The 25,089-nt window shown below is 55.1% G+C and carries 24 protein-coding genes; 5 read left to right on the forward strand and 19 right to left on the reverse strand.

The annotated features are described in order from the left end of the window. Positions 1-42: 42 nt before the first annotated feature. From WDB70_RS12310 to rpe, 6 genes are all read right to left on the reverse strand, one after another. A complete protein-coding gene (locus tag WDB70_RS12310; RefSeq protein WP_406664757.1) occupies positions 43-1,260 on the reverse strand; it encodes an aspartate aminotransferase family protein in 1,218 nt (405 codons plus the stop codon). Positions 1,261-1,448: 188 nt separating this feature from the next. Beyond that, positions 1,449-2,012, reverse strand: coding sequence for an anthranilate synthase component II (locus tag WDB70_RS12315; protein WP_406664759.1), 564 nt, complete (start codon positions 2,010-2,012; stop codon positions 1,449-1,451). A 4-nt stretch (positions 2,013-2,016) separates the two neighbouring features. Further along, entirely contained in the window at positions 2,017-2,352 is a 336-nt protein-coding gene (locus WDB70_RS12320) for a helix-turn-helix domain-containing protein (RefSeq protein ID WP_406664761.1), read from the reverse strand. Beyond that, positions 2,352-3,356, reverse strand: coding sequence for a tryptophan--tRNA ligase (gene trpS / locus WDB70_RS12325; RefSeq protein ID WP_406664763.1), 1,005 nt, complete (start codon positions 3,354-3,356; stop codon positions 2,352-2,354). The genes WDB70_RS12320 and trpS overlap by 1 nt, the downstream gene beginning before the upstream one ends. Before the next feature lie 8 nt (positions 3,357-3,364). Then, positions 3,365-4,015 carry a phosphoglycolate phosphatase gene (locus WDB70_RS12330; protein ID WP_406664765.1) on the reverse strand — a complete coding sequence of 217 codons (651 nt, stop codon included), beginning with the start codon at positions 4,013-4,015 and terminating at the stop codon, positions 3,365-3,367. Then, entirely contained in the window at positions 4,012-4,686 is a 675-nt protein-coding gene (rpe, locus tag WDB70_RS12335) for a ribulose-phosphate 3-epimerase (RefSeq protein ID WP_406664767.1), read from the reverse strand. Before rpe ends, WDB70_RS12330 begins: the two co-directional genes overlap by 4 nt. Positions 4,687-4,795: 109 nt before the next feature. Here rpe and WDB70_RS12340 point away from each other — a divergent pair, with 109 nt between their 5' ends. Further along, complete coding sequence (locus tag WDB70_RS12340) at positions 4,796-6,247, forward strand: NAD-dependent succinate-semialdehyde dehydrogenase (RefSeq protein WP_406664769.1); 1,452 nt, start codon at positions 4,796-4,798, stop codon at positions 6,245-6,247. Between the two features lie 102 nt (positions 6,248-6,349). Further along, positions 6,350-6,601, forward strand: coding sequence for a hypothetical protein (locus WDB70_RS12345; RefSeq protein WP_406664771.1), 252 nt, complete (start codon positions 6,350-6,352; stop codon positions 6,599-6,601). Here the strand turns inward: WDB70_RS12345 and WDB70_RS12350 are convergent. The 10 genes from WDB70_RS12350 to WDB70_RS12395 all read right to left on the reverse strand — a co-directional run bounded on the left by WDB70_RS12350 (position 6,592) and on the right by WDB70_RS12395 (position 17,596). Then, a complete protein-coding gene (locus WDB70_RS12350; RefSeq protein WP_406664773.1) occupies positions 6,592-7,467 on the reverse strand; it encodes a Dam family site-specific DNA-(adenine-N6)-methyltransferase in 876 nt (291 codons plus the stop codon). The two genes, WDB70_RS12345 and WDB70_RS12350, sit on opposite strands and share 10 nt — an antisense overlap. Before the next feature lie 32 nt (positions 7,468-7,499). After that, positions 7,500-8,786 carry an SPOR domain-containing protein gene (locus WDB70_RS12355; protein ID WP_406664775.1) on the reverse strand — a complete coding sequence of 429 codons (1,287 nt, stop codon included), beginning with the start codon at positions 8,784-8,786 and terminating at the stop codon, positions 7,500-7,502. A gap of 15 nt (positions 8,787-8,801) precedes the next feature. Continuing rightward, entirely contained in the window at positions 8,802-9,878 is a 1,077-nt protein-coding gene (aroB, locus tag WDB70_RS12360; protein WP_406664777.1) for a 3-dehydroquinate synthase, read from the reverse strand. Between the two features lie 2 nt (positions 9,879-9,880). Beyond that, positions 9,881-10,396, reverse strand: coding sequence for a shikimate kinase AroK (aroK, locus tag WDB70_RS12365; protein WP_406664779.1), 516 nt, complete (start codon positions 10,394-10,396; stop codon positions 9,881-9,883). A gap of 180 nt (positions 10,397-10,576) precedes the next feature. After that, on the reverse strand, positions 10,577-12,709 hold the full coding sequence (locus tag WDB70_RS12370) for an Ig-like domain-containing protein (protein ID WP_406664781.1): 2,133 nt from the start codon (positions 12,707-12,709) through the stop codon (positions 10,577-10,579). A gap of 62 nt (positions 12,710-12,771) precedes the next feature. Continuing rightward, positions 12,772-14,823: a type IV pilus secretin PilQ gene (locus tag WDB70_RS12375; RefSeq protein ID WP_406664783.1), complete on the reverse strand. Its 2,052-nt coding sequence runs from the start codon at positions 14,821-14,823 to the stop codon at positions 12,772-12,774. A 29-nt stretch (positions 14,824-14,852) separates the two neighbouring features. Then, positions 14,853-15,383 (reverse strand): pilus assembly protein PilP, encoded by a 531-nt coding sequence (locus WDB70_RS12380; protein WP_406664785.1) that lies wholly within the window; start codon positions 15,381-15,383, stop codon positions 14,853-14,855. Continuing rightward, positions 15,364-15,951 (reverse strand): type 4a pilus biogenesis protein PilO, encoded by a 588-nt coding sequence (locus WDB70_RS12385; protein ID WP_406664787.1) that lies wholly within the window; start codon positions 15,949-15,951, stop codon positions 15,364-15,366. The genes WDB70_RS12380 and WDB70_RS12385 overlap by 20 nt, the downstream gene beginning before the upstream one ends. Further along, entirely contained in the window at positions 15,948-16,529 is a 582-nt protein-coding gene (locus tag WDB70_RS12390; RefSeq protein ID WP_406664789.1) for a PilN domain-containing protein, read from the reverse strand. The genes WDB70_RS12385 and WDB70_RS12390 overlap by 4 nt, the downstream gene beginning before the upstream one ends. Continuing rightward, positions 16,517-17,596, reverse strand: coding sequence for a pilus assembly protein PilM (locus WDB70_RS12395; protein ID WP_406664791.1), 1,080 nt, complete (start codon positions 17,594-17,596; stop codon positions 16,517-16,519). The genes WDB70_RS12390 and WDB70_RS12395 overlap by 13 nt, the downstream gene beginning before the upstream one ends. 137 nt (positions 17,597-17,733) lie before the next feature. On the opposite strand from WDB70_RS12395, the gene WDB70_RS12400 reads away from it, so the two are divergent. From WDB70_RS12400 to bfr, 3 genes are read left to right on the forward strand one after another with little or no spacing between them, the layout of a single operon-like run. Continuing rightward, positions 17,734-20,334 carry a penicillin-binding protein 1A gene (locus WDB70_RS12400; RefSeq protein ID WP_406664793.1) on the forward strand — a complete coding sequence of 867 codons (2,601 nt, stop codon included), beginning with the start codon at positions 17,734-17,736 and terminating at the stop codon, positions 20,332-20,334. 60 nt (positions 20,335-20,394) lie between these two features. Further along, on the forward strand, positions 20,395-20,601 hold the full coding sequence (locus WDB70_RS12405) for a bacterioferritin-associated ferredoxin (protein WP_406664795.1): 207 nt from the start codon (positions 20,395-20,397) through the stop codon (positions 20,599-20,601). A gap of 54 nt (positions 20,602-20,655) precedes the next feature. After that, positions 20,656-21,135 carry a bacterioferritin gene (bfr, locus tag WDB70_RS12410; RefSeq protein WP_406664797.1) on the forward strand — a complete coding sequence of 160 codons (480 nt, stop codon included), beginning with the start codon at positions 20,656-20,658 and terminating at the stop codon, positions 21,133-21,135. A 30-nt stretch (positions 21,136-21,165) separates the two neighbouring features. Here bfr and argH read toward each other — a convergent pair whose 3' ends face one another. The 3 genes from argH to WDB70_RS12425 are packed head-to-tail and all read right to left on the reverse strand — an operon-like array spanning position 21,166 to position 25,088. Then, positions 21,166-22,995 (reverse strand): argininosuccinate lyase, encoded by a 1,830-nt coding sequence (argH, locus tag WDB70_RS12415; protein ID WP_406664799.1) that lies wholly within the window; start codon positions 22,993-22,995, stop codon positions 21,166-21,168. Position 22,996: 1 nt separating this feature from the next. Continuing rightward, on the reverse strand, positions 22,997-24,199 hold the full coding sequence (locus WDB70_RS12420) for an argininosuccinate synthase (protein ID WP_406664801.1): 1,203 nt from the start codon (positions 24,197-24,199) through the stop codon (positions 22,997-22,999). Positions 24,200-24,203: 4 nt separating this feature from the next. Continuing rightward, positions 24,204-25,088, reverse strand: coding sequence for an ornithine carbamoyltransferase (locus WDB70_RS12425; protein ID WP_406664803.1), 885 nt, complete (start codon positions 25,086-25,088; stop codon positions 24,204-24,206). Between the last annotated feature and the right edge of the window lies 1 nt (position 25,089).

The following is a 25,089-nucleotide window of genomic DNA, read 5'->3' on the forward strand; positions in this document are numbered from 1 at the left end:
TACAACAGGGTCGGTGGAGGCGGCCAAACCGCCTCCTGCGGCTCAGGCGCCGACGACTTTAGCAACGGCACGCTCGAAACGGGCCATGCCTTCTTTGATATCAGCTTCACTGATCACCAGTGACGGCGCAAAGCGCACCACGTCAGCACCCGCGACCAAGACCATCAGTTTTTCGTCGATAGCGGCATTGAGGAAATCACGGGCACGGCCTTTGTAATTGTCGTTCAGTGCCGCACCCAGCAACATGCCCATACCACGAACTTCGGCAAAAACGGAGTACTTGGCGTTAATGGCGTCCAGGTGCTCGCGGAACCAGGCTTCACGCTGCTTCACCCCTGCCAGCACTTCTGCGGTGTTAACCGTATCAATCACTGCTTCAGCTACAGCACAGGCCAGCGGGTTACCACCGTAAGTAGAGCCATGGGTGCCCGGCTTGAGGCTGGCCGCAATCTTGGCAGTGGTCAGCATAGCGCCGACCGGAAAACCGCCACCGAGTGACTTGGCGCTGGTCATGATGTCCGGCGTCACGCCGTATTTCTGGTAGGCATAGAGATGACCAGAGCGGCCCATACCGGTCTGCACTTCATCAAATACCAACAGGGTGTTGTGTTTGTCGCACAGTGCCCGAACCCCTTCGATAAAGGCCTGCTCAGCCGGAACAATACCGCCTTCACCCTGCATCGGCTCCATGATCACCGCACAAGTGTTGTCACTGATAGCTGCTTCCAGCGCGGCCAGATCATTGAACGGAATATGGTCAATGGCGCCGGGTTTCGGGCCAAAACCGTCAGAATAAGCAGCCTGGCCACCTACGGTGACGGTGAAGAAAGTCCGGCCGTGGAAGCTTTTGCTAAACGAGATGATCTGGTTTTTCTGCTCACCGAAGTGATCCAGTGCGTAACGACGGGCCAGTTTAAAGGCTGCTTCGTTGGCCTCAGCGCCGGAGTTGGCAAAGTAGACACGCTCAGCGAAGGTGGCGTCAGTCAGTTTTTTCGCCAGGCGCAGGGCCGGCTCGTTGGTCATCACGTTAGACAGGTGCCAGAGTTTCTCACCCTGTTCTTTCAGGGCACCAACCAATGCCGGGTGGCAGTGGCCCAGTACGCTAACGGCGATGCCACCGGCAAAATCCACGTACTCGTCGCCTTGCTGGTCCCAGATACGGGCACCTTTACCCCGAACCGGGATGATATTGGCAGGGTTGTAGTTAGGCACCATGACTTCGTCAAAAGTGGCACGGGTAACGGGCATATGGTCAGACATCACTTCACTCCTGTTAATTGGACGACGGCCGGTGCAGGCACCAGAGTTGCCGCCAGCATCGGAAAAGTCAGCAGACTTTTCTGCGCGTTCAGATAGCCTCGATTGTCGCAAAATTCCGGCCACAACCGACATAATGGAGCATTGGCCAGGCTAATTGATAGCGCCTTTGGGTAGGATTTTCTGATAGTTCAGCAGCTTAGAAAGTTGCTCAGCAAATGATGGCCGGCTTCCGTGAGAATTGCCTCTGGGTGGAACTGCACTCCATGCAGTGGCCAGTGACGGTGGCGCATGCCCATGATAAGGCCATCGTCACTCCGGGCGTTGACCACAAAGTCGGCCGGCAGGTGGGCTTCATCAACTATCAGCGAATGATAGCGGGTAACCGTCAGAGGCATCGGCAGGCCGTTGAAGACCCCACTGCCATCATGGCTGACCGGACTGGTTTTGCCGTGCATCACCCTGGGCGCTCTGACGACCAGCCCGCCAAAAGCCTGAGCCATGGCCTGGTGCCCCAGACAGACCCCCAGTATGGGCAGCTGCCCGGCGTAAGCACGGATCACCTCAACAGAAATGCCCGCTTCACTGGGGCTGCAAGGACCGGGCGAAATCAATAACCGCCGTGGTGCCAGCGCAGCAATATCGGCGACGCTAAGCTGGTCATTTCGGTACACCGTAACCTGCTGGCCCAGTACCTGGCAGTACTGCACCAGATTGAAGGTAAAAGAGTCGTAGTTGTCGATAACCAGCAGCATGGCGTCAGTCTGCCTGCTCGTGGCGCTTTTGCAGTAGCTGCGCCATATCCACCAGTAGCGCCTGGTCGGCCTGCGGCAGATGACTGAACAGGCAACACAATACATGGCGGCGGTATTGTTCTTCTTTTTGCATGCCTTCTTCGGCGATGGAAAAAATGTCTGACAGTGCCATATCCAACGCCCGGGCAATACGGCGCAACAAGTCCAGCGACGGGTTGGTACTGTCGCGCTCAATGCGCGACAGATTACCCACGTGTGTGCCGGTTTGTTCTGCCAGCTGCGTCAAGGTAAGTCCTTTGGCGATACGCAGCTCGCGCAGTGTTTGCCCCAGGTGCATCATCAGGGCCGCGCGACGAAACCGACCGCCTGGTAGACTTTTTTCAGGGTCTCGGCAGCCCGGGCACTGGCCTTTTCGGCACCGTCACGCATGATGGCATCAAGCTGTGGGCGATCTTCGCGCAGTTCACGAAAACGCGCCTGCACCGGTTCAATAAGGCTGACCACGGCATCTGCCACATCACCTTTGAGGTGGCCGTACATCCGCCCTTCGTATTCTGCTTCCAGGGCCTCGACAGACTTACCGCTGATCGCCGACAAAATGCCCAGCAGGTTGGATACCCCCGGCTTGTTCTCCGTATCGAAGGCAACACGAGGCGGCTCATCAGAGTCAGTAACGGCGCGTTTGATTTTCTTGGTGATTTTTTTCGGATCTTCAAGCAGGCCAATGAAATTGCCCTGGTTGTCATCTGACTTGGACATTTTCTTGGTTGGGTCCTGCAAGCTCATTACCCGCGCGGCTACTTTCGGAATAAAGGGCTCCGGCACCGTAAAGGTATCGCCGTACAGATTGTTAAAGCGAAACGCCACATCACGAGACAGTTCCAGATGCTGTTTCTGGTCATGGCCCACCGGCACCTGGTTAGCTTGGTAAAGCAGGATGTCCGCGGCCATCAGCGCCGGGTAGGTAAAGAGGCCGGCATTGATATTGTCAGCAAAGCGCGCTGACTTGTCTTTGAACTGGGTCATCCGCGCCAATTCACCAAACTGGGTGTAACAGTTCAGCACCCAAGCCAGTTGCGCGTGCTCTGGCACGTGAGACTGCACAAATACCGCCGAACGGCTGGGGTCAATGCCACAGGCCAGATACAGCGCCAGGCTATCGATAGTGGCCTCACGCAGTGCGGCCGGGTCCTGGCGTACGGTAATGGCGTGCAAATCAACAATGCAATAAAGGCAGTCATAGTCTGACTGCATCTGATCCCATTGGCGCAAGGCACCCAGGTAATTGCCCAGGGTGAGCTGACCGGACGGCTGAGCACCGCTTAACACAATGGGTTTGGACATGTTGCGTACTACCTCGTTTGCAGGGGCGGCAGCGTCAGCAGCCCCGGTAATGAATCGATAACAAAATCGGGATGACAAAGACCGATATCTTCCCCGTAGTTGTAACCGCCCGTCAAGCCAACCCCAACGCAGCCCGCCGCTTTGGCGGCGGCAATATCGTTTTTGGAGTCACCAACCAACATCAGCTCGGCGGATGTTATCTGCCACTGCTGACACAACCAGTGCAGCGGCAGGGGATCCGGCTTTTTGGCTGCCAGCGAGTCACCATAAAGAACATGAGTAAAAAATGGCGCCAGGCCCAGCCCAGCCACCAAGGGTTCGGCAAAGCGCTGCGCCTTGTTGGTAACCAGAGCCAGCGGCAGCTGCCTTTCACCAAGAGCCGCCAGCAGCATTTTGGCTCCGCTGCGCAGCGTCGAGTCCACCACCAGATGCCCGGCATAGGCCGCCTCAAAAAGCGCCAGGGCCTGTGGCGGCGACCCGGCGTCAGCACTGGCCCGCTCCACCAGCTTGCCAATACCATTGCCTATCCACTGACTGACCTGCGCGCAGGTTACCGGCGCCAGCGCCAGTTGCTGACGCAATTGATTTACCGCCCAGGCCAGATCCGGCAGGCTGTCGACCAGGGTGCCATCCAGATCAAAGGCAATGGCTTTGATCACGCGGTGGCCTTGGCGATTTCAGCCCGCATGGCATTAATCACCGCAGCATAATCCGCTTGGTTGAAAATAGCGGAGCCGGCAACAAACATGTCAGCGCCCGCAGCGGCAATGGCGCCAATATTATCAACCTTGACGCCGCCATCGACTTCCAGGCGGATGTCACGGCCACTGGCATCAATGCGCTGGCGAACCTGACGCAGTTTATCCAGTGTGGCAGGAATGAACGACTGGCCACCAAACCCCGGGTTAACCGACATCAGCAAAATCACATCCAGCTTATCCATCACATAGTCCAGATAGTGCAGTGGCGTTGCCGGGTTCAACACCAATCCGGCCTGGCAGCCATGGTCTTTGATCAGCCCCAATGTACGGTCAATGTGCTCGGAGGCTTCCGGGTGGAAGGTAATGATGCTGGCCCCCGCTTTGGCAAAGTCGGGGATGATCCTATCCACCGGCTTGACCATCAGATGCACATCAATGGGGGCACTGACGCCGTAATCACGCAGCGCCTGGCAAACCATGGGGCCGATGGTCAGGTTCGGAACATAATGGTTGTCCATCACATCGAAATGCACGACGTCGGCACCCGCCGACAGTACCCGGGTAACATCGTCACCGAGGCGGGCAAAATCGGCAGACAGAATAGACGGGGCAATCAGATAGTCTTTCATAGCAGGCTCCAGCAGCAATTGGCGCTATTGTAAACCAAGCTCGTCGTACGTTCATTGGCTGGCTGGCTCACCTTTGTTAGGGTCGTTACATCAGGCCAAGGAGGAAAACATGCAATTAGATGATCCGTCGCTGCTACGCCAGCAAGCCTACATTAATGGTCAATGGCAGAACGCTGCTGAACATTTCGCTGTTACCAACCCCGCTAATGGCGAAGTGCTGGCCCAGGTGACTAACCTGGGTGCAGCCGCAACCAAACAGGCTATCGACGCCGCCCATCAAGCGCTGGCTGGCTGGCAAAAAAACACCGCGCAGCAGCGCAGTGAACTGCTCTACCGCTGGTATCAACTGCTCATGGATAATCAGCAGGATCTGGCCCGCATCATGACCGCCGAGCAGGGCAAGCCATTGGCAGAAGCCAAAGGGGAAGTGGCATATGCCGCCTCTTTTATTCAGTGGTTTGCAGAAGAAGCCAAGCGCGCTTACGGTGATTTGATCCCGGCGCCCAAAGCCGACCAGCGGATCATGGTGCGCCGCGAGCCGGTTGGGGTGGTCGCAGCCATTACCCCCTGGAACTTCCCGGCAGCGATGATCACCCGCAAGGTTGGCCCGGCACTGGCAGCCGGCTGCACCGTGGTGGTCAAACCCGCGGCGGAAACGCCGCTGACCGCACTGGCCATGATGGTGCTGGCAGAGCGCGCCGGTCTCCCGGCTGGGGTGCTGAATATGGTTACCGGCGACGATGCCAGTGCCATTGGTGGCGAACTCACCGCCTCCAGCAAGGTGCGCAAGCTCTCTTTTACCGGCTCCACAAAAGTCGGCGCCCTGCTGATGGAGCAATGCGCCCACGACATCAAGAAGCTGTCGCTGGAGCTTGGTGGCAATGCACCGTTCCTGGTATTTGATGATGCGGATCTGGACGCCGCTGTCGAAGGTGCCATGGTCGCTAAATTCCGCAACGCCGGCCAAACCTGCGTCTGCGCCAACCGTATCTATGTTCAGCGCTCGGTACAGGATGCCTTTGTAGAAAAACTCAGTGCCGCCATGAAGAACCTGAAAGTTGGCCCCGGTACACAAACAGGCGTGACTACCGGGCCACTTATCACCGAGCAGGCGGTGGCCAAAGTACAGCGCCATATTGACGATGCCGTTAGTAAAGGGGCGAGCTTACAACTGGGCGGCAAGTTAGCTGCACAGGGGGGCACCTTTTTTGAGCCCACGCTACTGACCGGTATGACGCAGGACATGCAACTGGCCCATGAAGAAACGTTTGGCCCGGTGGCGGCGATCTTCACCTTTGATGACGAACAGCAAGGCATCGACATGGCCAATGACACACCTTTTGGCTTGGCGGCTTATTTTTACGCCCAGAATCTCGGCCGTGTATTCCGGGTTTCCGAGGCGCTGGAGTCCGGGATGGTCGGCGTTAATACAGGCCTGGTATCCAACGAGGTAGCCCCATTTGGCGGCATAAAATCCTCAGGGTTGGGCCGGGAGGGCTCGCATTATGGCCTGGATGAATATATGGAACTGAAATACATTTGCCTGGCCGGGCTGGACTGAGCCTAAAAGGCCGGGCCGATCACAGGCCCGGCTTTTTCTGTTGGCTAGGATTTGAGCAACAGGGTATACTGAAATTCATTGTCAGTGGAAAGGGAGACTCAGATGCGCGTCAAAAAGGCTATTGGCCTGCTTGCCATTGGTGCCGTGCTGGTACTGGCTGCGGCTTCCCCACTGCATCAACATCTGGTGCCGTGCCCTGCTGATCAGGGTGATACCTGCCTGGCCCATCAGGAAGTCAGCTGGAGCCAGTGGCTATTTGGCAAAAGCGCCTCGGCCCAACTGCACTTTCTGGATCTGCTGGAATTGCTGACCAGCCACAGTAGTGACAGCAACACTCCGCGCGTTCAGCGCTGAGCTATCTTCCGATTCAGGCTGACTACGTCCGCCAGCTCTACCGACATTTCTTCCTCACCCGCATAAAGTGCCAGTAACTCAGCGACTTTCTGGCGGCCACTGCCGTTACGGCTAATGCTGCGCTTGACCTTGACGGTATTGAGCAAGGCGTCACGATACAGCCAGCGAGTGTGCTCGGTGTCATGGTTAGAGATCAGCACACTCACGCCACGGCGGGATGACTCCAGCGCGGTTTTCGCCAGCATAGCCTGGTCGTCCAGGCTAAAACCACTGGCGGCATAGGTTGTAAAACTGGCGGTCACCGACAACGGTACATAGGGTGGATCGCAATAGACTACGGCGCCAGCCTGGGCTGCTTGCATTGGCGTGACAAAGTGCTGGCAGGTAAATGTGGCGTACCGGGCTTTATGAGCGAAAAACCACAGTTCGTCTTCTGGAAAGTACGGTTTTTTATACGACCCGAACGGCACGTTAAAGCCACCACTGCGATTGTAGCGGCACAAACCGTTATAGCCATGCCGATTGAGGTATAAAAACAACAAGGATCGGCGGTAGCTGTCAGTGCAGCCATTAAATTCCGTACGTAACCGGTAGTAGCACTCTCGGTGGTTGGTTTCTGGCCGGAACAGCTCGGCGGCATCGCGAATAAAACGTCCAGGCTCTGCCGCCAGATGCTGATAAAGGGCAATCAGATCCGGGTTGATATCGTTCAGAACATAACGCTCAAACTGGCTGTTAAGAAACACCGAACCGGCTCCCACGAAGGGCTCAACCAGCACATCCCCTGGCGGTAAGTGCTGGCTGATGTGATCAACCAAGGTGTATTTGCCACCCGCCCATTTCAGGAAGGCTCGGTGTTTTTTCATGCGAAGGCCGTCATTCGAAGTCAAGCGCCATTCTAACGAGAGGCGGCGGCAATTTCTGCCTTGATTTTACGATACGATTTTGGCCAGGCACCGCCTTTACGATAAAACTCCGGCAAGGTTTTGATTGCCGTCCGAGCTTCCGCAATGGTGGCAAAATCACCCCATATGGCGAGATAAAACGCCTTGCCATGGCGCTTGGTGACAGCCAACTGCCAGCCTTTGAGCGGGTGTGCCTTGAGCGCTGCTTCCAGCTTGCTGCGACTGAGCCCGGCAATCAGCTGAATGCCAAAATGGTTATCTGCAATTGCCGTGGGCCAAGGGGCCATAGCTACCGCTGATGGCGTGGTACCTTGCGGTTCAGTTTTATTGGCGGCTGCCTCTTCATGAGGTGTTGTCGAGACTGGTGCTGGCGTTAGCGCCGGTGTTGCCGCTGGTGTTATTGGCTCCTGCCGTTTTGCCGCCGGTGTCGATGTTTCTGCTGTTGCCTCACTGTTATTCTCAGACGGCTTGGCAATATCTGTCGAAGGGGCATCATCCTTGCTGGCTACTGCACCACTTGCTGACTTAGTGCTGTCTACAGACGAAGCTTGTTCAGCCGTTGCCAACGACGGCTCGCTTTTTACCGGTGGCGGCAGCATGGCCTGTTTAACACGGTGGTTGTCATCGGGTTCAGTGGCTGGTGCCGCGCTGCTAACGGGCAACTTGACCGCCACCGCTTGGCGAACCGCATCGCCGCCACTGCCGGCCGGTGCTCTGGTAAGCCAGATAATGGCCGCCGAAATAGCCACCACCAAGATTGCCAATAACGGCCAAAGCCAGAGCGGCCGACGCTGCGCTGGCTCTGCTTCTGGCTCTATGCCACTGTCTTGCCCGACATACACTGCTTGCCAGTCTCGTGCCGGTACTTGTGCCGAGGAGGGCACCAGCAATAACAACTGCATCTGCTCACTGACTTCATCGGCGAGAGTCTGCCACTCACTGAGTAATTGCCCTGAGATAGCTTCAGTGCTTTCAATCACCAACAGCCGGTTGACCGGCTCCTGGCGCATCCTCAGGTAGCTTTCAACGAGCGTATCATCGGGATTAAAAAGCGGGTCTTGAAACCACTGGGTCAACACATCGGTGCGCATCTTGCGGATCCCCGGCGCTTTACGACAACGCACCAGTGCCACATCCAGGCCTTTGGGGAGGTTATCCAGTAGACGGTTTAGCAGGTGGCCACGCAGGCTACCATCACGCTCAGTGACAATAATCGGGTCGGGGCTGAAGTGCAGCAGGTGCTGAATACGTTGCAGCAGGTTGGTCAGCTGATCAGACATGGCTCACTTATCAGGTCAGGCCGTCTGAACACCTTCTATGGCAGCGTCAATTTCTTCCTCTGTGGCATCAGCCACGACGCAGGCACAGCCCAGCCCATCAGGCAGTACCAGCCGCAACTTGCCAGCCAGTACTTTCTTATCTCGCCGCATCAGCGGCAGGTAATGGGCTACAGCCATGTTCTCAGGGCCTTTGACAGGCAACCCGGCTGCCGCGATCAGACGGTAAATACGCGACATTTGCTCATCATCCAGCATCCCCCGGCCCTTGGCAAGGGCCGCCGCCATGACCATGCCAGCCGCCACCGCTTCACCGTGCAACCAGCCGCCAAAGCCTTGGTGAGCCTCTATAGCGTGGCCAAAGGTATGACCCAGATTCAAGTGCGCCCTGACGCCCTGTTCCCGCTCATCCTGACTGACAATATCAGCCTTGATGGTCAATGAACGGCTAATGGCATAGGCCAACGTCGCTTTGTCGCATTGGCGCAGTGCCGGCATATTGGCTTCCAGCCAGCGAAAAAAATCCGCGTCGGCAATGACACCGTATTTGATCACTTCCGCCAGCCCCGCAGACAGTTGCCGGCTCGGCAAGGTGTCAAGCCAATTGAGGTCAACATAGACACCTTGTGGCTGGTAAAAGGCACCAATCAGGTTTTTGCCCAGTGGGTGATTGACCGCCGTTTTTCCGCCTACGGCTGAATCCACTTGCGACAACAGGGTCGTCGGCAACTGAATAAAATCAATGCCGCGCTGATAGCAGGCTGCGGCAAAACCGGTCAAATCACCGGTCACGCCACCACCAAGAGCCAGCAATAAACCATCACGGCCCATACTCTGTTCAATCAGGTGGCCGATCAGCTTTTCCAATTCCTGCAGGTTTTTAGCCTGTTCGCCATCGGGCAGTAGGTAGTGAGATAGGCGGCGGGGGGTGTCACCCAAAAAGGCTTTTAAGGTAACAAAATGGCCGGCCAGGGGGGGCTGACTTACCACCACCACTTGCCGGCCTTTTACAGCGTCTTGCAGGGCCGGATGCAGACCTTCACCAATGAAGACAGGATAGCTTCGTTGGCCCAGTCCTACATCCAGTCGCTGCATCGTTAGAATCCCAGTTGGTCGATGATCTTGTTGGCTACCGCCCGGGCGCTTTGGTCATCAGTACGCACGACGATATCCGCGACTTCCTCATACAGGGGATTACGCTCTTCGGCTAGTGACTCCAGCACCTCGCGAGGTTCATCAACTTGTAGCAACGGTCGCCGTTTGTCTTTTTGCGTACGAGCCAGCTGCTTTTCAATGGTGGTTTCAAGATAGACCACAATGCCACGCGCGGAAATACGGTTACGCACGTCTTTGTTGATCACGGCGCCACCACCGGTTGCCAGCACGATACCCTGCAACTCGGTTAAATCGTCGATAACCCGGGATTCACGAACGCGAAAACCATCTTCGCCTTCCACATCAAATACCCAGGCAATATCCGCGCCGGTACGACGCTCGATTTCCTGATCGGAATCGTAAAAATCCAGGTGCAATTCCTGGGCGAGTTGACGGCCAATGGTGCTTTTGCCGGCCCCCATGGGGCCAATAAGAATGATATTGCGTTTTTCTGCCATATTCGGTGCTACGTCTTCGCTGTCTGAAACAAGGGCGAAACGCCCGGATGAACATCCCCACAGGTCGATAGGTGACGGCGGATTATCGCAATTGTCCGGCCTTTCGGCAACTAAGCGAGTGAAATAGCCGAAATAACAATAAAAAACCCCGCCGATGCGGGGTTTTTCTCAGGTTAAAACTCAGGGCCCACTGTTGACAGTAACAGGCAATACCCTTTCCACTGCCCCTATCTTGGCAGAAATAAAGACCTGCCCGGTGCCTTTACCGGCTGTCAGGTAGCCAGAGAAGCGGGCAAAGTTGGGGCAGCTGCTTTGCACATCACTGAGCACCAAACCGGGGTAGCCACTGGTACTGGGCATACTCTGGGAACCACCGCGGCTGATTTCCAGCGGTGTTTTGGCTTCAAAACTGATGGCGGTGGCAATAGGCGCCGGGTTAATTGTGCCATCCGGAGCAATATCAAAGACACAGGCATTAAGCGTTGTCGCCGTTACCGTTGCGGATGGGGTGCCACAGTTTTGATAATTACCGTCGCACAGCAGCACTTGGATGTTGTTGCCGGAGAACACAATCACGCCGGAGGCCATCATATCAACCGGCTGGTTGTTACAAAGGCCGTTGGCGGCATCAGCACTCTGGCACAGCAAGCCATCATAGATGCCATTGGGAGGCAGACGGTCACGGCCTGAGGTTACCTGGCCACCATCGGCATAGAAGGGCTCAACTGAGCGCACTGACGGCCCGTCATATTTGCCGTTGCCATTGAAGTCGTAGAACACTTCACCATTGTCATATTGACCATTATGGTTGCTATCGACATAGGTCTCGTGAGTATCCCAGACACCATTTTCATTGAGATCCAGGAAGGGCTCACCCTGATCCTGATTGGCTTCAAACTCACTGACACCGCCTACATCGGGATCAAAGCGGCCATTACCATTGAGATCATCAAAGCTTTCTTCCCCCTGGGAATAAGCCAAAATGGTGGTCCGTAAGTCTCGCGGCCTTGGGTCAGTGCTGGTCCAGGTCACATTACAGGTGCCTTTTTGCGTAGCACAGTTACCTATTACGCGGCCCCCTTCGGTAACAACGGTGACCATGGTGCCATCTGGCGGCGGGTTGTTGAACTGGTCGCCCATATCAATACGGATATTGACGTCAACACCATTGATATTGGCCGCATAAGGGTTATGGTTTTCAATAGACAACGAGAAGGAGTCGGTATCCGGCAGGCCGGTGCCGATAGCCAGATTCTGCGACACCGCGGTAATGTTAGGTTGCGCGGTGATATAGGCTTTGACTCGGGGCGAGCTGGGCAGAGCACCTGAGATAAGGGTGGTACTGACTTGGCCACTGGCATTGGAAACTGCACTAGTCTGTTCCAACGACGCATCTTTGTTGTTTTCCAGCCCAAACGTTACCGGCACATCCTTTTTCGGCGAACCGTTCTGGTCACGAACAATGAAGGTGACGGTAGAGTTACGAGTACCGCCGGAGCCTTCGATATTAATATACTCGGGGTTGGCACTGTCAAAAGCAATGGAGCCTACCGGCGATGAAGACAACGACAGGGTCAGTGTTTCAGTCAGGTTGTTACTGCCTACCGTGGCCGACACGGTGATCAGGTCCTGGCCTTCACAGCCGGTAAGCTGATAAGTCGAAGTAGCAACACCGGCAATGGTGTTAACAGGGTTATCCAAAGAAGCCTGGCCGCTATCGACACAACGGGAAGTGAAGGTCACCGGTACCGGCGTGGTATACGGTTGACCATTGGCCAGCAGTTCCGCGCGCACAGAGAAGCTGGCCCCTTGGGCCACCGGCTCGACGGCGCCACTACTCAGGTTCATAGTGACATTGACCGAGCCAATACTGGCCGACACGGAGGTCGTCGCATCACCGGAGTCAGCATCGAAAGTCACCACACCTTGCGCGGTACCTGCGTTAAAGCGCAGCAATGCTTCACCATTGCTGTCGGTCAGGACTTTGCCGTCGGTAGGAGACAACGCACCTTTATCAGTGCTGACGGTCACCACCTTGCTGGCCTGCGCATTGCCATCCGCATCCTTGGCGGTGACCAACAATACCGCCGGTTTCAGCGGATCGATACTGGTTACCTGAGTACAGCCGTCAATAGTTGCCGCACTAGGATTGGGGCAATCATAAACAGCCAGCGCTACCGTCGGTATCGTGGCTGACGGCGGTGTAGTGGTACCACCGGTGGTATCACCGGTGCCATCCAGTGAACCGCCGCCACCGCAGCCTGCCAATACAGCTACCAGCGGCAGCAGTGCAAGCCAGTGTTTTTTCATCATGTCGGTCTACTCCCTCGAAAAGGCAGCAGGCCAGCCCCCTCAGCCTGGCCTGCTCATCATCATTACTGCACGTCAGTGACGATACGTGGCGTCACGAAGATCAGCAGTTCTGACTTGTTATTGGCATCATTGGTATTACGGAACAACCAGCCAAGGCCCGGGATATCGCCCAACAACGGCACTTTCGATACCACTTTCTTACGTTCCTGCTGGAAAATCCCGCCCAGCACGATGGTTTCACCGTTATCCACCAGCACCTGAGTACCAATTTCCTTGGTATCAATGGCAGTAGCCAGACCAGTACCGGTCTGTACAGTTTCACCTTTGGTATCTTCGGTAATCACCAAATCGAGAATGATTTTGTTATCCGGTGTGATTTGCGGTGTTACCCGCAGGCTCAACACCGCTTTTTTGAAGGTAACGGATGTGGCCCCGGAAGAAGTGCTTTGCACAAAGGGGATCTCGGTACCTTGTTCAATATAGGCCGCTTTCTGGTTCGCAGTAGTTAAGCGCGGACTGGAGATCACTTCCGCCTTATTTTCCTGTTCCAGAGCCGATAACTCCAGATCCAGTAAGGTACCGTCCGCCAGCTTGGCGACATGGAAACCAATGGATGCAGCATTTTCAGCCGCCGCCGGTAGGTTCACATTGAGTCGGTTATTGAGAATAGGGATATTGCCACTGGCCACAGTGTTGGCACCTTCAAGCGTACCGGAAGTGCCATCGTTACCTTGTTGGTCAGTGAAGCCCAGGCGAACCCCTAAGTCTTCCACGACGTTATCTCGCACCGTAACAATGCGTGACTCAATCAGCACCTGCTTGACCGGCACATCCAACACACTGATAAGGTGTTTGATTTCTTTGAGTTTATCAGCAGTATCCTGCACCAGCAGAGTATTGGTACGCTCATCCACCGTGACGTTGCCACGGTCAGACAGCAAGCTAGCGTCGCTGCCTTTAATCAACTCGGCCAAGTCTTTGGCTTTGGCGTAGTTGATAGGAATAAACTCGGAGTACAGCGGTACCAGCGTCTGCACCTTATTTTTGGCTTCCAGTTCCTGCGCTTCACGGGCGGCCAGTTCATCCGCCGGCGCCACCATCAGAATATTGCCGTCAACCCGCTTACCCAGACCTTTGACTTTCAGCACCATGTCCAGTGCCTGATCCCAAGGTACGCCGTCAAGACGCAGGGTAATATTGCCTTTTACCGAGTCCGAGGTTACCAGGTTGAAGTTGTTGTAATCGGCAATGATCTGCAGCACCGTTCTGACCGGGATATCCTGGAAATTCAGCGAAATCCGCTTACCGTCGTAGGATGCTTTTTCCTTATCCTGCTCTGCTTTTGCTTTCGGGAAAACTTCCAGAGTGAACAGATTATTGGCCTGCTGATAACGGAAGGTGTAATCACCACTTGGTTTGATCACCATGCGGGTTTTATCACCGTCACGGAAGGTCTCAATACTTTTTACCGGCGTCCCGAAATCAGTCACATCCAGCTGATAAATCAGGTCATCCGGAATGGCGGTGTTAAGGAACTCGGCAACAATGCGTGGCCCTTGCTGGTGCACGTCCACGGCTGCAGAGGTGTTCTTCATAAACACCAGCATCCGCCCTTCGTTACCTTTACCACGGCGAAAATCAATGGCTTTAATGGCATTGATCTGCCCGCCTTGACCTTCCTGACCAGCACCGGAAATGGCCTGCCCCAGCGATACGATGAACTTGTTATCGACTCGTTTGGTTTGGTAGGAAGTCAGTTTGTCCAGGTGCAGAACAGCGCGCACACCATCGTTAATGCTGGTCGTGGTAACACTACTGAGGCCACCGGCTTTCACATCCAGCTTGGACATGGCCAGCTTGGAATCGACACCGCGAAAATCGATGTACAGCTCAGCCGGATCGTAAGATATGCGGGTGCGTGGCTCCATAAAGTCGCCATTCATCACAAACTCCAGCTCAATGCCGTGTTTGCCCAGTGTATTTTCCCGCACATCAACCAGCGACGCGGCCATTGCATGGACAGCTGGTAGCAACAGCATCAAACCAAGCAGCTGTTGTTGAATCCGTTGCCAGAAACGGCGCTGCGGATTTTCAAGGGCTTTGCTAGCATTCATCACGTCATGTCCCTTCGAGAATCTCATAATTATTCACTGACCAGTTCGAGCGACGCTTCGCGCTCTTGCCAGCACCCAGCGCCATCTGGCACCAACTCCCGGATTTTGATGCCTGACCGGGAGATGTCTTTTATCAGACCGTGGTACAGGCCCAGATAGTTACCGGTGGTGACTCGGTAAAGGTTACCGTCCCCTGCCTGGATCAACGCCCAAAGCTGACCATCACTGCCCAGCGTACCCTTCATTTTCAGGGTATCCAGAGGGAATTGTTCCAACGGTTCTTTTGCCCGATTGGTATCAGGTTGCAAACAGTCCGGATTGCGGCTGGCAGCGCTTTCTGCCAGCAATTCCGGGCTCGGTGGCGCAAACGGACTGCGCCGGTCACCGGGTTCATAGCGAAAGTGTGTAAACGACTTCATCGCCGGCATCGGTTCAATACCGGGTACCGGGCGCTGCTTCACTTCTTTGACAAACGCCTGCAAATCACTGGTGTCATCGTTACAGCCGGCAATTCCCAGCACCGACACCAACAACAACAGGCTAGCCTTTCTTCTTGGCATCGCTGTGCTCCTTGTATCGGTAGGTTTTAGCCTGCAACTTCATGATCAGCTTGCCGTTACCTGCTTCTTTAATATCAAAGTTATGCAGTGTCACAATACGTGGCAGGGCGGCAACATCGCTGACGAAAGTACCGAGCTGGTGATAGTCACCAACCACTTCAATATCGATCGGCAATTCGATGTAAAACTCTTTCTCCTGCGGCGCCTGCCACTGGATCACCTTAAACTCCAAACCACTTGAGGTACCTACAAAGTTGATGTCATCCAGCAAGCCGGCGGTTTCATCTTCGGTAGGAAGCTGTTTAAGGAACTGCGAGAAAGTGGCTTCCAGCTGCTTCATCTGCTCACGGTAAGCCTTGAGGTTGGCCGCCAGACGCTGCTTGGTTTCAAAGGTATGCTTGAGCTCCTGTTCCTTTTTTTGCTCAGCAAACAGGCGATCGAGACTTTCACTGACCTGTGCGTAGTAAAACACCACACCCACTACGACACAGAGAAAGCCCACCAGGATCAGCTTGGCAGCTTTCGGCCAGCTGCCGATTTCAGAAAGGTCTAGCTCATTGATATTCATGGCTTACCTCCTTGTTTCGGCTGGGCTTTTTGTAAAGCCGCGTCCAGACGAACCTGCACACTCAAGTCAAAATCAGACAGCAAGCTGGCTTTTTTCGCAGACTGGATACGCCGCGGCTCCGGGTTCGACAGCCACTCTGACTCCTTGATGTAGCGGATCAGGCTGGAGACCCGGTTATTGGACTCGGTCTTACCTTTAACATTGAGGTTATCGCCATCACGTTTGAGCTCGGTCAGATACATGCCCGGCGGTACCGCGCTGGCAACAGTGTCAAAAATATGCGCGGTAACGTTACGGCTGGCCCGCAAACGCGCAATTAACTCCATGCGCTTTTGCAAATCCGCTTTACGCTTTTTCAGCAGCTCAATTTCTGCAATGGCTTTATTCAATTCGGAAATTTGCCCTTGCAGATAAGCATTGCGAGTTCGCTGACCATCAATATATTGATTCACCACATAGTTGGCCGCCAGCATCAGCAGAACTGTCAGCATTACCATGGCAATCATGGTGGCTGTAAATTCCTTTTTCTCTCGCTCTCTGGCTTCTTCCCGCCAGGGCAGCAGGTTTATGTTTGCCATGCGCCGAAACTCCTCAGTGCCAAACCGGTAGCAACTGCCAATGCGGGGCCGTATTTATCCTTATCGCGCTTATTAACGTCGTTGCCCACTTTCATGCCGGCAAAGACGTTGGCCACCTCGACCGGATAGTCCAGCTCGGTTTGCAGCATTTGCGCCAAACCATCCAGGTTGGCCGTGCCACCGGTCAGTAACAGCCCTTCCAGACTGTCGTGGCCGGTAGTGGTGTAAAACAGTTGCAAAGTACGGCGCAGCAGTTGCAGCAATTCAGTCTGGAAGGGGCCTATTACGTCCAGCGTGGCCGTTTCCGGCAGTTCATTGCGCACCTTGATGCGCTCAGCTTCATCGGCGCTCATATCATAAGCTGACTGCACCTGCTGATTGAGCTGTTCACCACCGAAGGCTTCCTCACGGGTGTAGATCACCTCCCCGCCTTCCAGTACTGACAACGTCGTTGTGCGGGCGCCTACATCCAGCACGCCTACCAATTTGGCCGCCGCAAATTCGCTGTTATGGCGGCAGCTTTCGGCAACAGCCCGACCCAGCGCATAGGCTTCGATATCCATGATTTTGGTATCGAGATTGGCAATTTCCATCGCGGCCACACGCGCTTCAACCGACTCCGAACGCGCCGCCGATAGCAGTACGTCAACCCGTGACGGGTCATTCACGTTCGTGCGCAGGCGCTCAAAGTCGAGGTTGATTTCATCAAGCGGGTGAGGGATGAGGTTTTCAGCTTCCACCTCGATTTGGCTCATCATTTCATCGTCGCTTAAGGAGGCGTCCATGAAAATGACTTTGGTCATCACCGATGAGCCGGCCACAGCCATAGCAGCAGCCTGTACTTTCGAGGGCAAGCGACGCACCAAACGCCGCAAGGCTTCCCCTACGGGTTCGATGTCCTGAATTTCATGGTCGACAACGGCGCCTTTCGGAGTTGGTTCAACGGCCACCGCTTCAACTTTGTACGTGTTACCATTTTTTACCAGTAACACGGCCTTTATTGAGTGGGAGCCGATATCCACACCAACCAGGTTGGGGGCCGGTCGACGGAGAAGTTTTGCAAGCATATCCGTCGTAAATTTTTTGTTATGTGGTGACTTAGAATAGTGTTCTTTTTGCAGGCGGTCTAGTTGGGAATTTATAGTTTTTCCGCCTTATCAAACAGATAATAGGCTAAGGAAAGGGCCGAAAGCGAGGTGTTTTAGTGAAGTGGCTGAAGAGATTTTTGCTGGCGGTGATCGTCATGTCAGCGCTGGGGGCTGCATCGGTAGTAGCTATGTACTACTACATCAAGCCCGAATTACCTAGCGTCAAGGTGCTCAAAGACATCCGTCTGCAAACGCCAATGCGGGTCTATTCAGCCGACGGCGAACTTATTTCCCAGTTTGGTGAAAAGCGACGCATCCCTTTGTCTTTAAAGGAAATGCCTCCTCTACTGGTGAAGGCTTTCATTGATACGGAAGACAGTCGTTTCTATGAGCATGATGGTATTGATTTCATCGGTGTGGCCCGTGCCGCAGTCAATCTGGTATTGACCGGCCGGAAAAGTCAGGGAGCCAGTACTATTACCATGCAGCTGGCCCGGAATTTCTTTTTAAGTCGTAAAAAAGCCTACATTCGTAAAATCAAAGAAATGTTCATTGCCTGGCACATTGAACAATTATTAACCAAAGACGAAATTCTTGAGCTCTATCTCAATAAAATTGCTCTTGGCCATCGTGCTTATGGCGTTGGTGCCGCCGCCCAGGTTTATTATGGAAAAGATGTGGCCGATTTAACGTTGCCGGAAATGGCAACCATTGCCGGCCTGCCGAAAGCCCCTTCCACTCTTAATCCCATTTCCAACCCGGCACGTTCCATTGAGCGGCGCAATGTAGTTCTGGGCCGAATGTTAGCCATGGGGGATATTACCCAGGCAGAGTATGACGCCGCGTCAAAAGCACCTAATACAGCGAAATATCATGGTGCTGAGATCACCCTGTCTGCACATTATGTAGCTGAGATGGTGCGCCAGAAAATGATTGAGCTGTTTGGTGAGGATGATGCCTATTCCAAGGGTTATCAGGTTTACACCACGATTGACAGCAGCAAGCAAAACGCAGCCCGCCAGGCTCTGGTCAGTAATGTACTGCATTACGATATGCGCCACGGCTGGCGTGGGCCGGTAAAACACTTGCAAAACTGGCCCTGGCCGGCAGACAAGGTCAGCCAATACCTGAAAGGGCTGGACACCTACACGCCACTGATCCCGGCAATCGTAACAGCCGTGAATGGCCAAAACGCTCAGGTTGCAGTGAAAGGGCTAGGCGAGCTCACGCTAAACTGGCAAGGGCTGGCCTGGGCGCGTCCTTATATTGATGCTGACCATCAGGGCGATCCGCCACAGCAGGCCAGTGATATCATCCAACCTGGCGATCAGATCTATATCCGCCAAGACCATGACCTGTGGCTACTGGCGCAGGTGCCTAAGGTCAACTCAGCCATTATTTCCCTGAACCCCCATAACGGCGCCATTGAGGCCTTGGTCGGCGGCTTTAATTTTGCGCTGAGCAAATACAACCGGGCAACACAGGCTAAGCGCCAGGTCGGCTCCAATATCAAGCCGTTTATTTATTCTGCAGCGCTGGATAATGGTTTTACGCTGGCCTCACTGATCAACGACGCGCCCATTAATCAATGGGATCGCAGCCAGGGCTATGCCTGGCGGCCCAAAAATTCGCCGCCGGTTTATAACGGTCCGACCCGCTTACGCCGAGGCTTAGCACAGTCCAAGAATGTAATGTCCGTGCGGATCCTACGCGCCGTCGGCATCGACACTATTATTGATCGGCTAGTGGCATTGGGCTTTCCCCGCGATGACCTGCCGCGCAATGAATCACTGGCGCTGGGCTCAGCATCCCTGACACCGATGGAAGTCGCCCGGGGCATGACCGCCATTGCCAATGGCGGTTTTTTGATCGACCCCTTCATCGTCCAACGCGTTGAAGATGGTTACGGTCACTTGGTATGGATGGCGAGGCCGAAAGTGGCCTGTAGCGAATGTGAAGAGCTGCTCAAACAAGGTGCTGATGTGACACCCGTAACCATCGGTGCAAAGACATCAGCAGATACCGGCAGTACAGATAAAGAAGCCGCACTCAGTGCCGCCTTTGGTGAACAGCCTCAGCAGCAACCTGACTGGCAACTGCAATGCGCAATCGCCCCTGTCGGCCAGGCTTTGCTGGCTAAACGGGTACTGAGCCAGCAAACTGCCTTTCTGGTTACCCAGGCCATGGAAAGCACCATCTGGGGTGGCGGCTCCTGGGAACATGGCACTGGCTGGAATGGCACCGGTTGGCGTGCTGCGCGTGACCTGAAACGCCATGACCTGGCTGGCAAAACCGGCACCACCAATGAATCGCGGGATGCCTGGTTCTCCGGCTTTATGCCCGAGCTCGAGGCAACAGTCTGGATCGGTTTTGACGACCCAGGCCAGGTGCTCGGACATACCAGCCACTACAGCGCTCTGACCGACCCAATCTTTGGTGGAGAGGCCGGTGCCAAGAGTGCCCAGCCAGCCTGGAATGCATACATGGAAAAGGCACTAAAAGGTTTGCCGGTTAAAGGCTTCCCGGTGCCCCCCGGTATTGTCTCGGTGCGTATTGACCGGGCCACCGGCAAACTGACCCGGGCCACTGACTACACCAGCCGCTTCGAATATTTCAAAGCGGGTACTGAGCCCAAGACCTTTGTGCACAGTAACCTGAGCAATCCGTTCGACAGTGATAGCCAGAGCAAAAAGAAGGACGACGACGGCATCTTCTGATTATTGCAATGGTAACGATTCGCATTTAAAATAAACCCAGTTCTTGAGCTGGGTTTATTTATGTACGTGTGTCTTTGCCACGGTGTTACCGATAAAACCATCCGCCAGGCAGCTGCCGCTGGCTGTAACAGCCTGGCGCAACTGCGCTGTGAACTGAAAGTCGCCAGTCAGTGCGGTAAGTGTGCACGCCAGGCCAAAGCGGTGTTGGATGAAGCCGGCAAAGCCGCCACCAAACAAGCACTGCTCATTACCCAAGTCGCGGTTTGACAGCCCTTTGTTGAAGATCCATGCTGGACATTCCTTCGCCAGTTAGAGGTCGCAATGAAAGGGGACAAGAAAGTCATTCAGCTGCTTAACCAGGCACTGGCCAATGAATTGGTCGCTATCAATCAGTATTTTTTACATGCCCGCATGTTCAAGGACTGGGGGCTGACACGCTTGGCTGACCACGAGTATCACGAGTCCATCGATGAAATGAAGCATGCCGATTGGTTAATCGAGCGGATCCTGTTTCTCGAAGGGCTGCCAAACCTGCAGGATCTGGGCAAACTCAATATCGGGGAAAACGTACCAGAAGCGCTACAGGCGGACCTCAACCTTGAGCTCCAAGCTATTCCTGACTTACAGGACGGTATTGAGTACTGTGAAAAGATCCGCGACTACGTGAGCCGCGACTTGCTTCGCCGTATTCTCGACTCAGAAGAAGAGCATGTGGATTGGCTGGAAACCCAGTTGCAGCTGATTGAGCAAGTTGGCCTGGCCAATTACCTGCAAAGCCAGATGCATAACGATGATGATTAAAAAAAGACGCCGCATGCGGCGTCTTTTTCGTTACAGCTTTTGTTCCATTGCCACTTCGTCACAGTTGTCCTGGCGTGGGCAGAGCTGGCAATCTTTCATCACCTTCTCCGGCAGGGTGTCTTTGAAAATCACCTCAAACCCCTGCTTGTCAAAAAAGCTGGCAACCCTGGTCAGTACTATCACGCGGCGCAACTTCAAAGCTCGGGCTTCTTCCATCAGCGCCTGTACCATGGCCTGGCCCAAGCCCTTGCCGTGAGCATTGTCATGTAGCCCTAAGGAACGGATCTCTGCCAACCCGGTGGAATAGATGTACAGACTGGCACAACCGGCAACGACCCCATCGACCTCGGCGACCACAAAGTCCTGAATAGAGTGGATGATGTCCTCACGGGTGCGCGGTAGGTTTTCGCCAGCGCCGGCCCAGTAGCCAACCAGTTGGGTAATGGCATCAACATCTTCCAAGGTTGCACGGCGCACGGCCTGGGCCGCCAGCCGCCCTTCCAGAGCCTTGACGGCTTGTTGTTGCCGCTCCGCAGCGACACCGCCTAGCGCACAGCGCTTGTCCAGCGCGGCGCGAATATCCAGAGCCGGGTAGACATCTTCATCAATCACCGCTGCTACTTCACGCATCTGCGTCAACGACAGCGCCTCCAATGGCAGCTGTTGTTCCAGCGCCGTTCGCACCAAAACCCCCACCATGTGGTGGGCTTCGCGAAAGGGGATCCCTTTGGCAACCAGATAATCGGCCAGCTCAGTAGCATTGGCATACCCCCCGGCGGCGGCACTGGCACACGCATCAGTATTGACGGTAATAGTGCTCAACACTTCCCGGGTCAGCAGCAGACAGTCCGACCAGCTGTCGAGGGCATCAAACAGGCCCGCCTTGTCTTCTTGCAAATCTTTGTTATAAGCCAGAGGCAGGGCTTTGAGGGTCATAGCGAAACCCGCCATGACCCCAAAAATACGGCCGCTTTTACCGCGAATAAGCTCTAGGGCATCCGGGTTTTTCTTTTGTGGCATCAGTGAGCTGCCGGAGCTGACCGAATCGGCAAAACGCACAAAACCGGCTTCACCACTGCCGAAAAAGATCAGATCCTCGGCCAGCCGCGACAGGTGCAGCGCCGACAGGTTGGCAACCTGCATCAGCTCCAGCACAAAATCACGGTCAGAAACTGCATCCAGGCTGTTACGGCTGGCTCGATCAAAGCCCAGCTGACGGGCCAGTTTGTCACGGTCAATAGCGTAGGCGGTACCCGCCAGCGCACCACTGCCCAGCGGGCAGACATTCAAGCGTTTGCTGGCCTCTTGCAACCGCTGCAGATCCCGCTCCAGCATTTCGGCATAAGCCAGCACCCAATGCCCAAAGGTCACTGGCTGTGCCCGTTGCAGGTGCGTATAACCGGGCATGATAGTGCCCAGCTCCCGTTTACCGAGCGCTGCCATTACCGCCAGGGTTTCCAGCAGGCCCTGTTGCAGTTGCTGCGCGGTTTTACGGCACCAGAGTCGAAAATCCGTGGCAACCTGGTCGTTACGGGAACGACCAGTGTGCAGTTTCTTGCCCAAATCACCGACTTCAGCGATGAGCCAGGCCTCGACAAAGCTGTGGATGTCTTCCTCGTTGCTGGCATGCAGCGGGGATGGATCAGCCGCCAGCTGGCTGGCCAGCTTGTCTAGGGCGGCATTGAGTTGACCAGCTTCTTCAACCGTCAATACGCCAACCTGAGCCAGCGCATCAGCCCAGGCTTGGGAGCCGGCAATGTCCTCGGCCCAGAAACGCCAGTCCACCGGTAATGAGGCGTTAAAACGGGCAAAGGCATCACTGGCCTCTTGCTCAAAACGGCCTCCCCAAAGCGCTGCCATGTTACTGCTCCTTACTCAAAGCCCGGATCCGGGACGGCAAGCTGTACAGACGAATAAAGCCGGCAGCGTCTTTTTGGTTGTAGACATCATCGGCACCGAAGGTAGCAAAAGCCTCGGAAAACAAACTGTTCGGTGACTTGCTGCCCAGCACCATGGCCTGGCCTTTGTAGAGTTCCATCCTGACCTGCCCGGTTAGCTCTTGGTTCAGGCTGTTCACACCGGCAACAATGGCCTCACGCAAGGGAGTGAACCAGCGACCGTCGTAAAGTAACTGCGCAAATTGCTGCCCAAGATAGTGCAGATGCTGTGCGCACACCTTGTCCAGGACCAGATGTGCCAATGCCCGGTGTGCCGCCAACAGTACAGTGCCGGCCGGCGTTTCATAACAGCCGCGGGATTTCATACCCACCAGCCGGTTCTCGACAATATCCACCCGGCCCACACCATGAGCGGCCGCAATACCGTTGAGCCGTTCAATCAATGCGGCGTCACTGAAAGTCTCACCATTGATCGCCACTGGAATACCGGCAACAAAGTCGATATCCAGTACTTCGGCTTCATCAGGAGCCTGTTTCGGGTCTACTGTCCAGGCCCAGCAGTCAGGGCCGGCCTGAGTCCAAGTATCCTCCAGCTCGCCACCTTCGGTGGAAATGTGCCAGAGGTTAGCATCACGGCTGTAAATTTTGGTCAGGCTGGCGGTGGTCGCAATATTGCGCTGCGCCAAGTAATTGAGCAAATCTTCGCGGCTTTGCATGTGCCATTCCCGCCACGGTGCAATGACTTGCAGATCCGGCGCCAGGGCAGCAAAACAGGACTCAAAACGCACCTGATCGTTACCTTTGCCAGTACAACCGTGCGCCAGGGCATCGGCGCCCACCTTACGGGCCACTTCAACCTGGGCCTTGGCAATCACCGGCCGGGCTACCGAGGTGCCCAGCAGGTAGTTGTCTTCGTAGACGGACTCGGCCTTGAGCATTGGCCAGATGTAGTCAGCGGCCAGCTCTTCTTTAAGATCCACGATATGACACTCGCTGGCGCCAGAAGCCAGAGCTTTGGCTTCGACGCCTTCCAGCTCCTCGGCACCCTGGCCAACATCGGCCACAAACGCCACCACTTCGCATTGATAGTTTTCTTTCAGCCACGGCACGATGGCAGAGGTATCGAGGCCACCGGAATAGGCCAGAACCACTTTTGATACAGACATTTGCTTAATCCTCTTTGAGCAGCTTTAACATCACGGCTTTTTGCACGTGCAGGCGGTTCTCGGCCTGGCGTAATACGATAGATTGTGGCCCGTCCAGCACCTCGGCGGTCACTTCCTTGCCGCGATATGCAGGCAGGCAATGCAGCAAGGCCTTAGCACCACTGCGAGCCATCAGCTCGGTGTTCACCTGATAGGGCATGAAGGTGTGCAGCACCGCTTCGGGATCTTTGTCATCCCCCATGGAGATCCAGGTATCAGTGTAGATAGCATCCACCCCCTCCAGGGCCGCCAGGCTGTGACTGACGCCAAAGCCGGTAGCGGCGATGATGTCGGCAGCCGGCTCGCAGCCTGGAGGGGTAACGATCACCATCTCCACGCCCAGCAGCTTGGCCAGGATCATCAGCGAGTGAGTGACATTATTGCCATCACCAACATAGGCGAGTTTGAGGCCATCAAGCTTACCGAACACTTCATACAGGCTCAGCATGTCGGCCAGCCCCTGACAGGGGTGGAAGCAATCAGAAAGCGCATTAATTACCGGCACAGAGCCACTACCGGCCAGCTCTTCGATGGTTTCTTGCGTGAAAGTACGGGCAACGATGGCATCGACCCAGCACGACAGGTTTTGAGCAAAGTCCGCCACCGGTTCACGTTGCCCCAAAGCACCATGGCTGGAGTCGAGATAGACCACCAAGGCCCCCAGCTGCTGCGCGCCCAGCTCGAAGGTTACGCGGGTACGCAAAGAGGGCTTTTCAAACAGCATGGCCACGGATTTCCCCGCCAGTGCCTGACGGTAATCCGCGGGGTGAGCCTTAATAACAGCGGCCTGTTGCAACAGCGCTTTAAGGTCGGCTTCTTGCCAGTCAAAATCAGATAACAGGTGTTTCATC

Origin of the sequence: Gallaecimonas aegicerasi (genome assembly GCF_045291545.1) — a bacterium.
Lineage (GTDB): Bacteria > Pseudomonadota > Gammaproteobacteria > Enterobacterales > Gallaecimonadaceae > Gallaecimonas.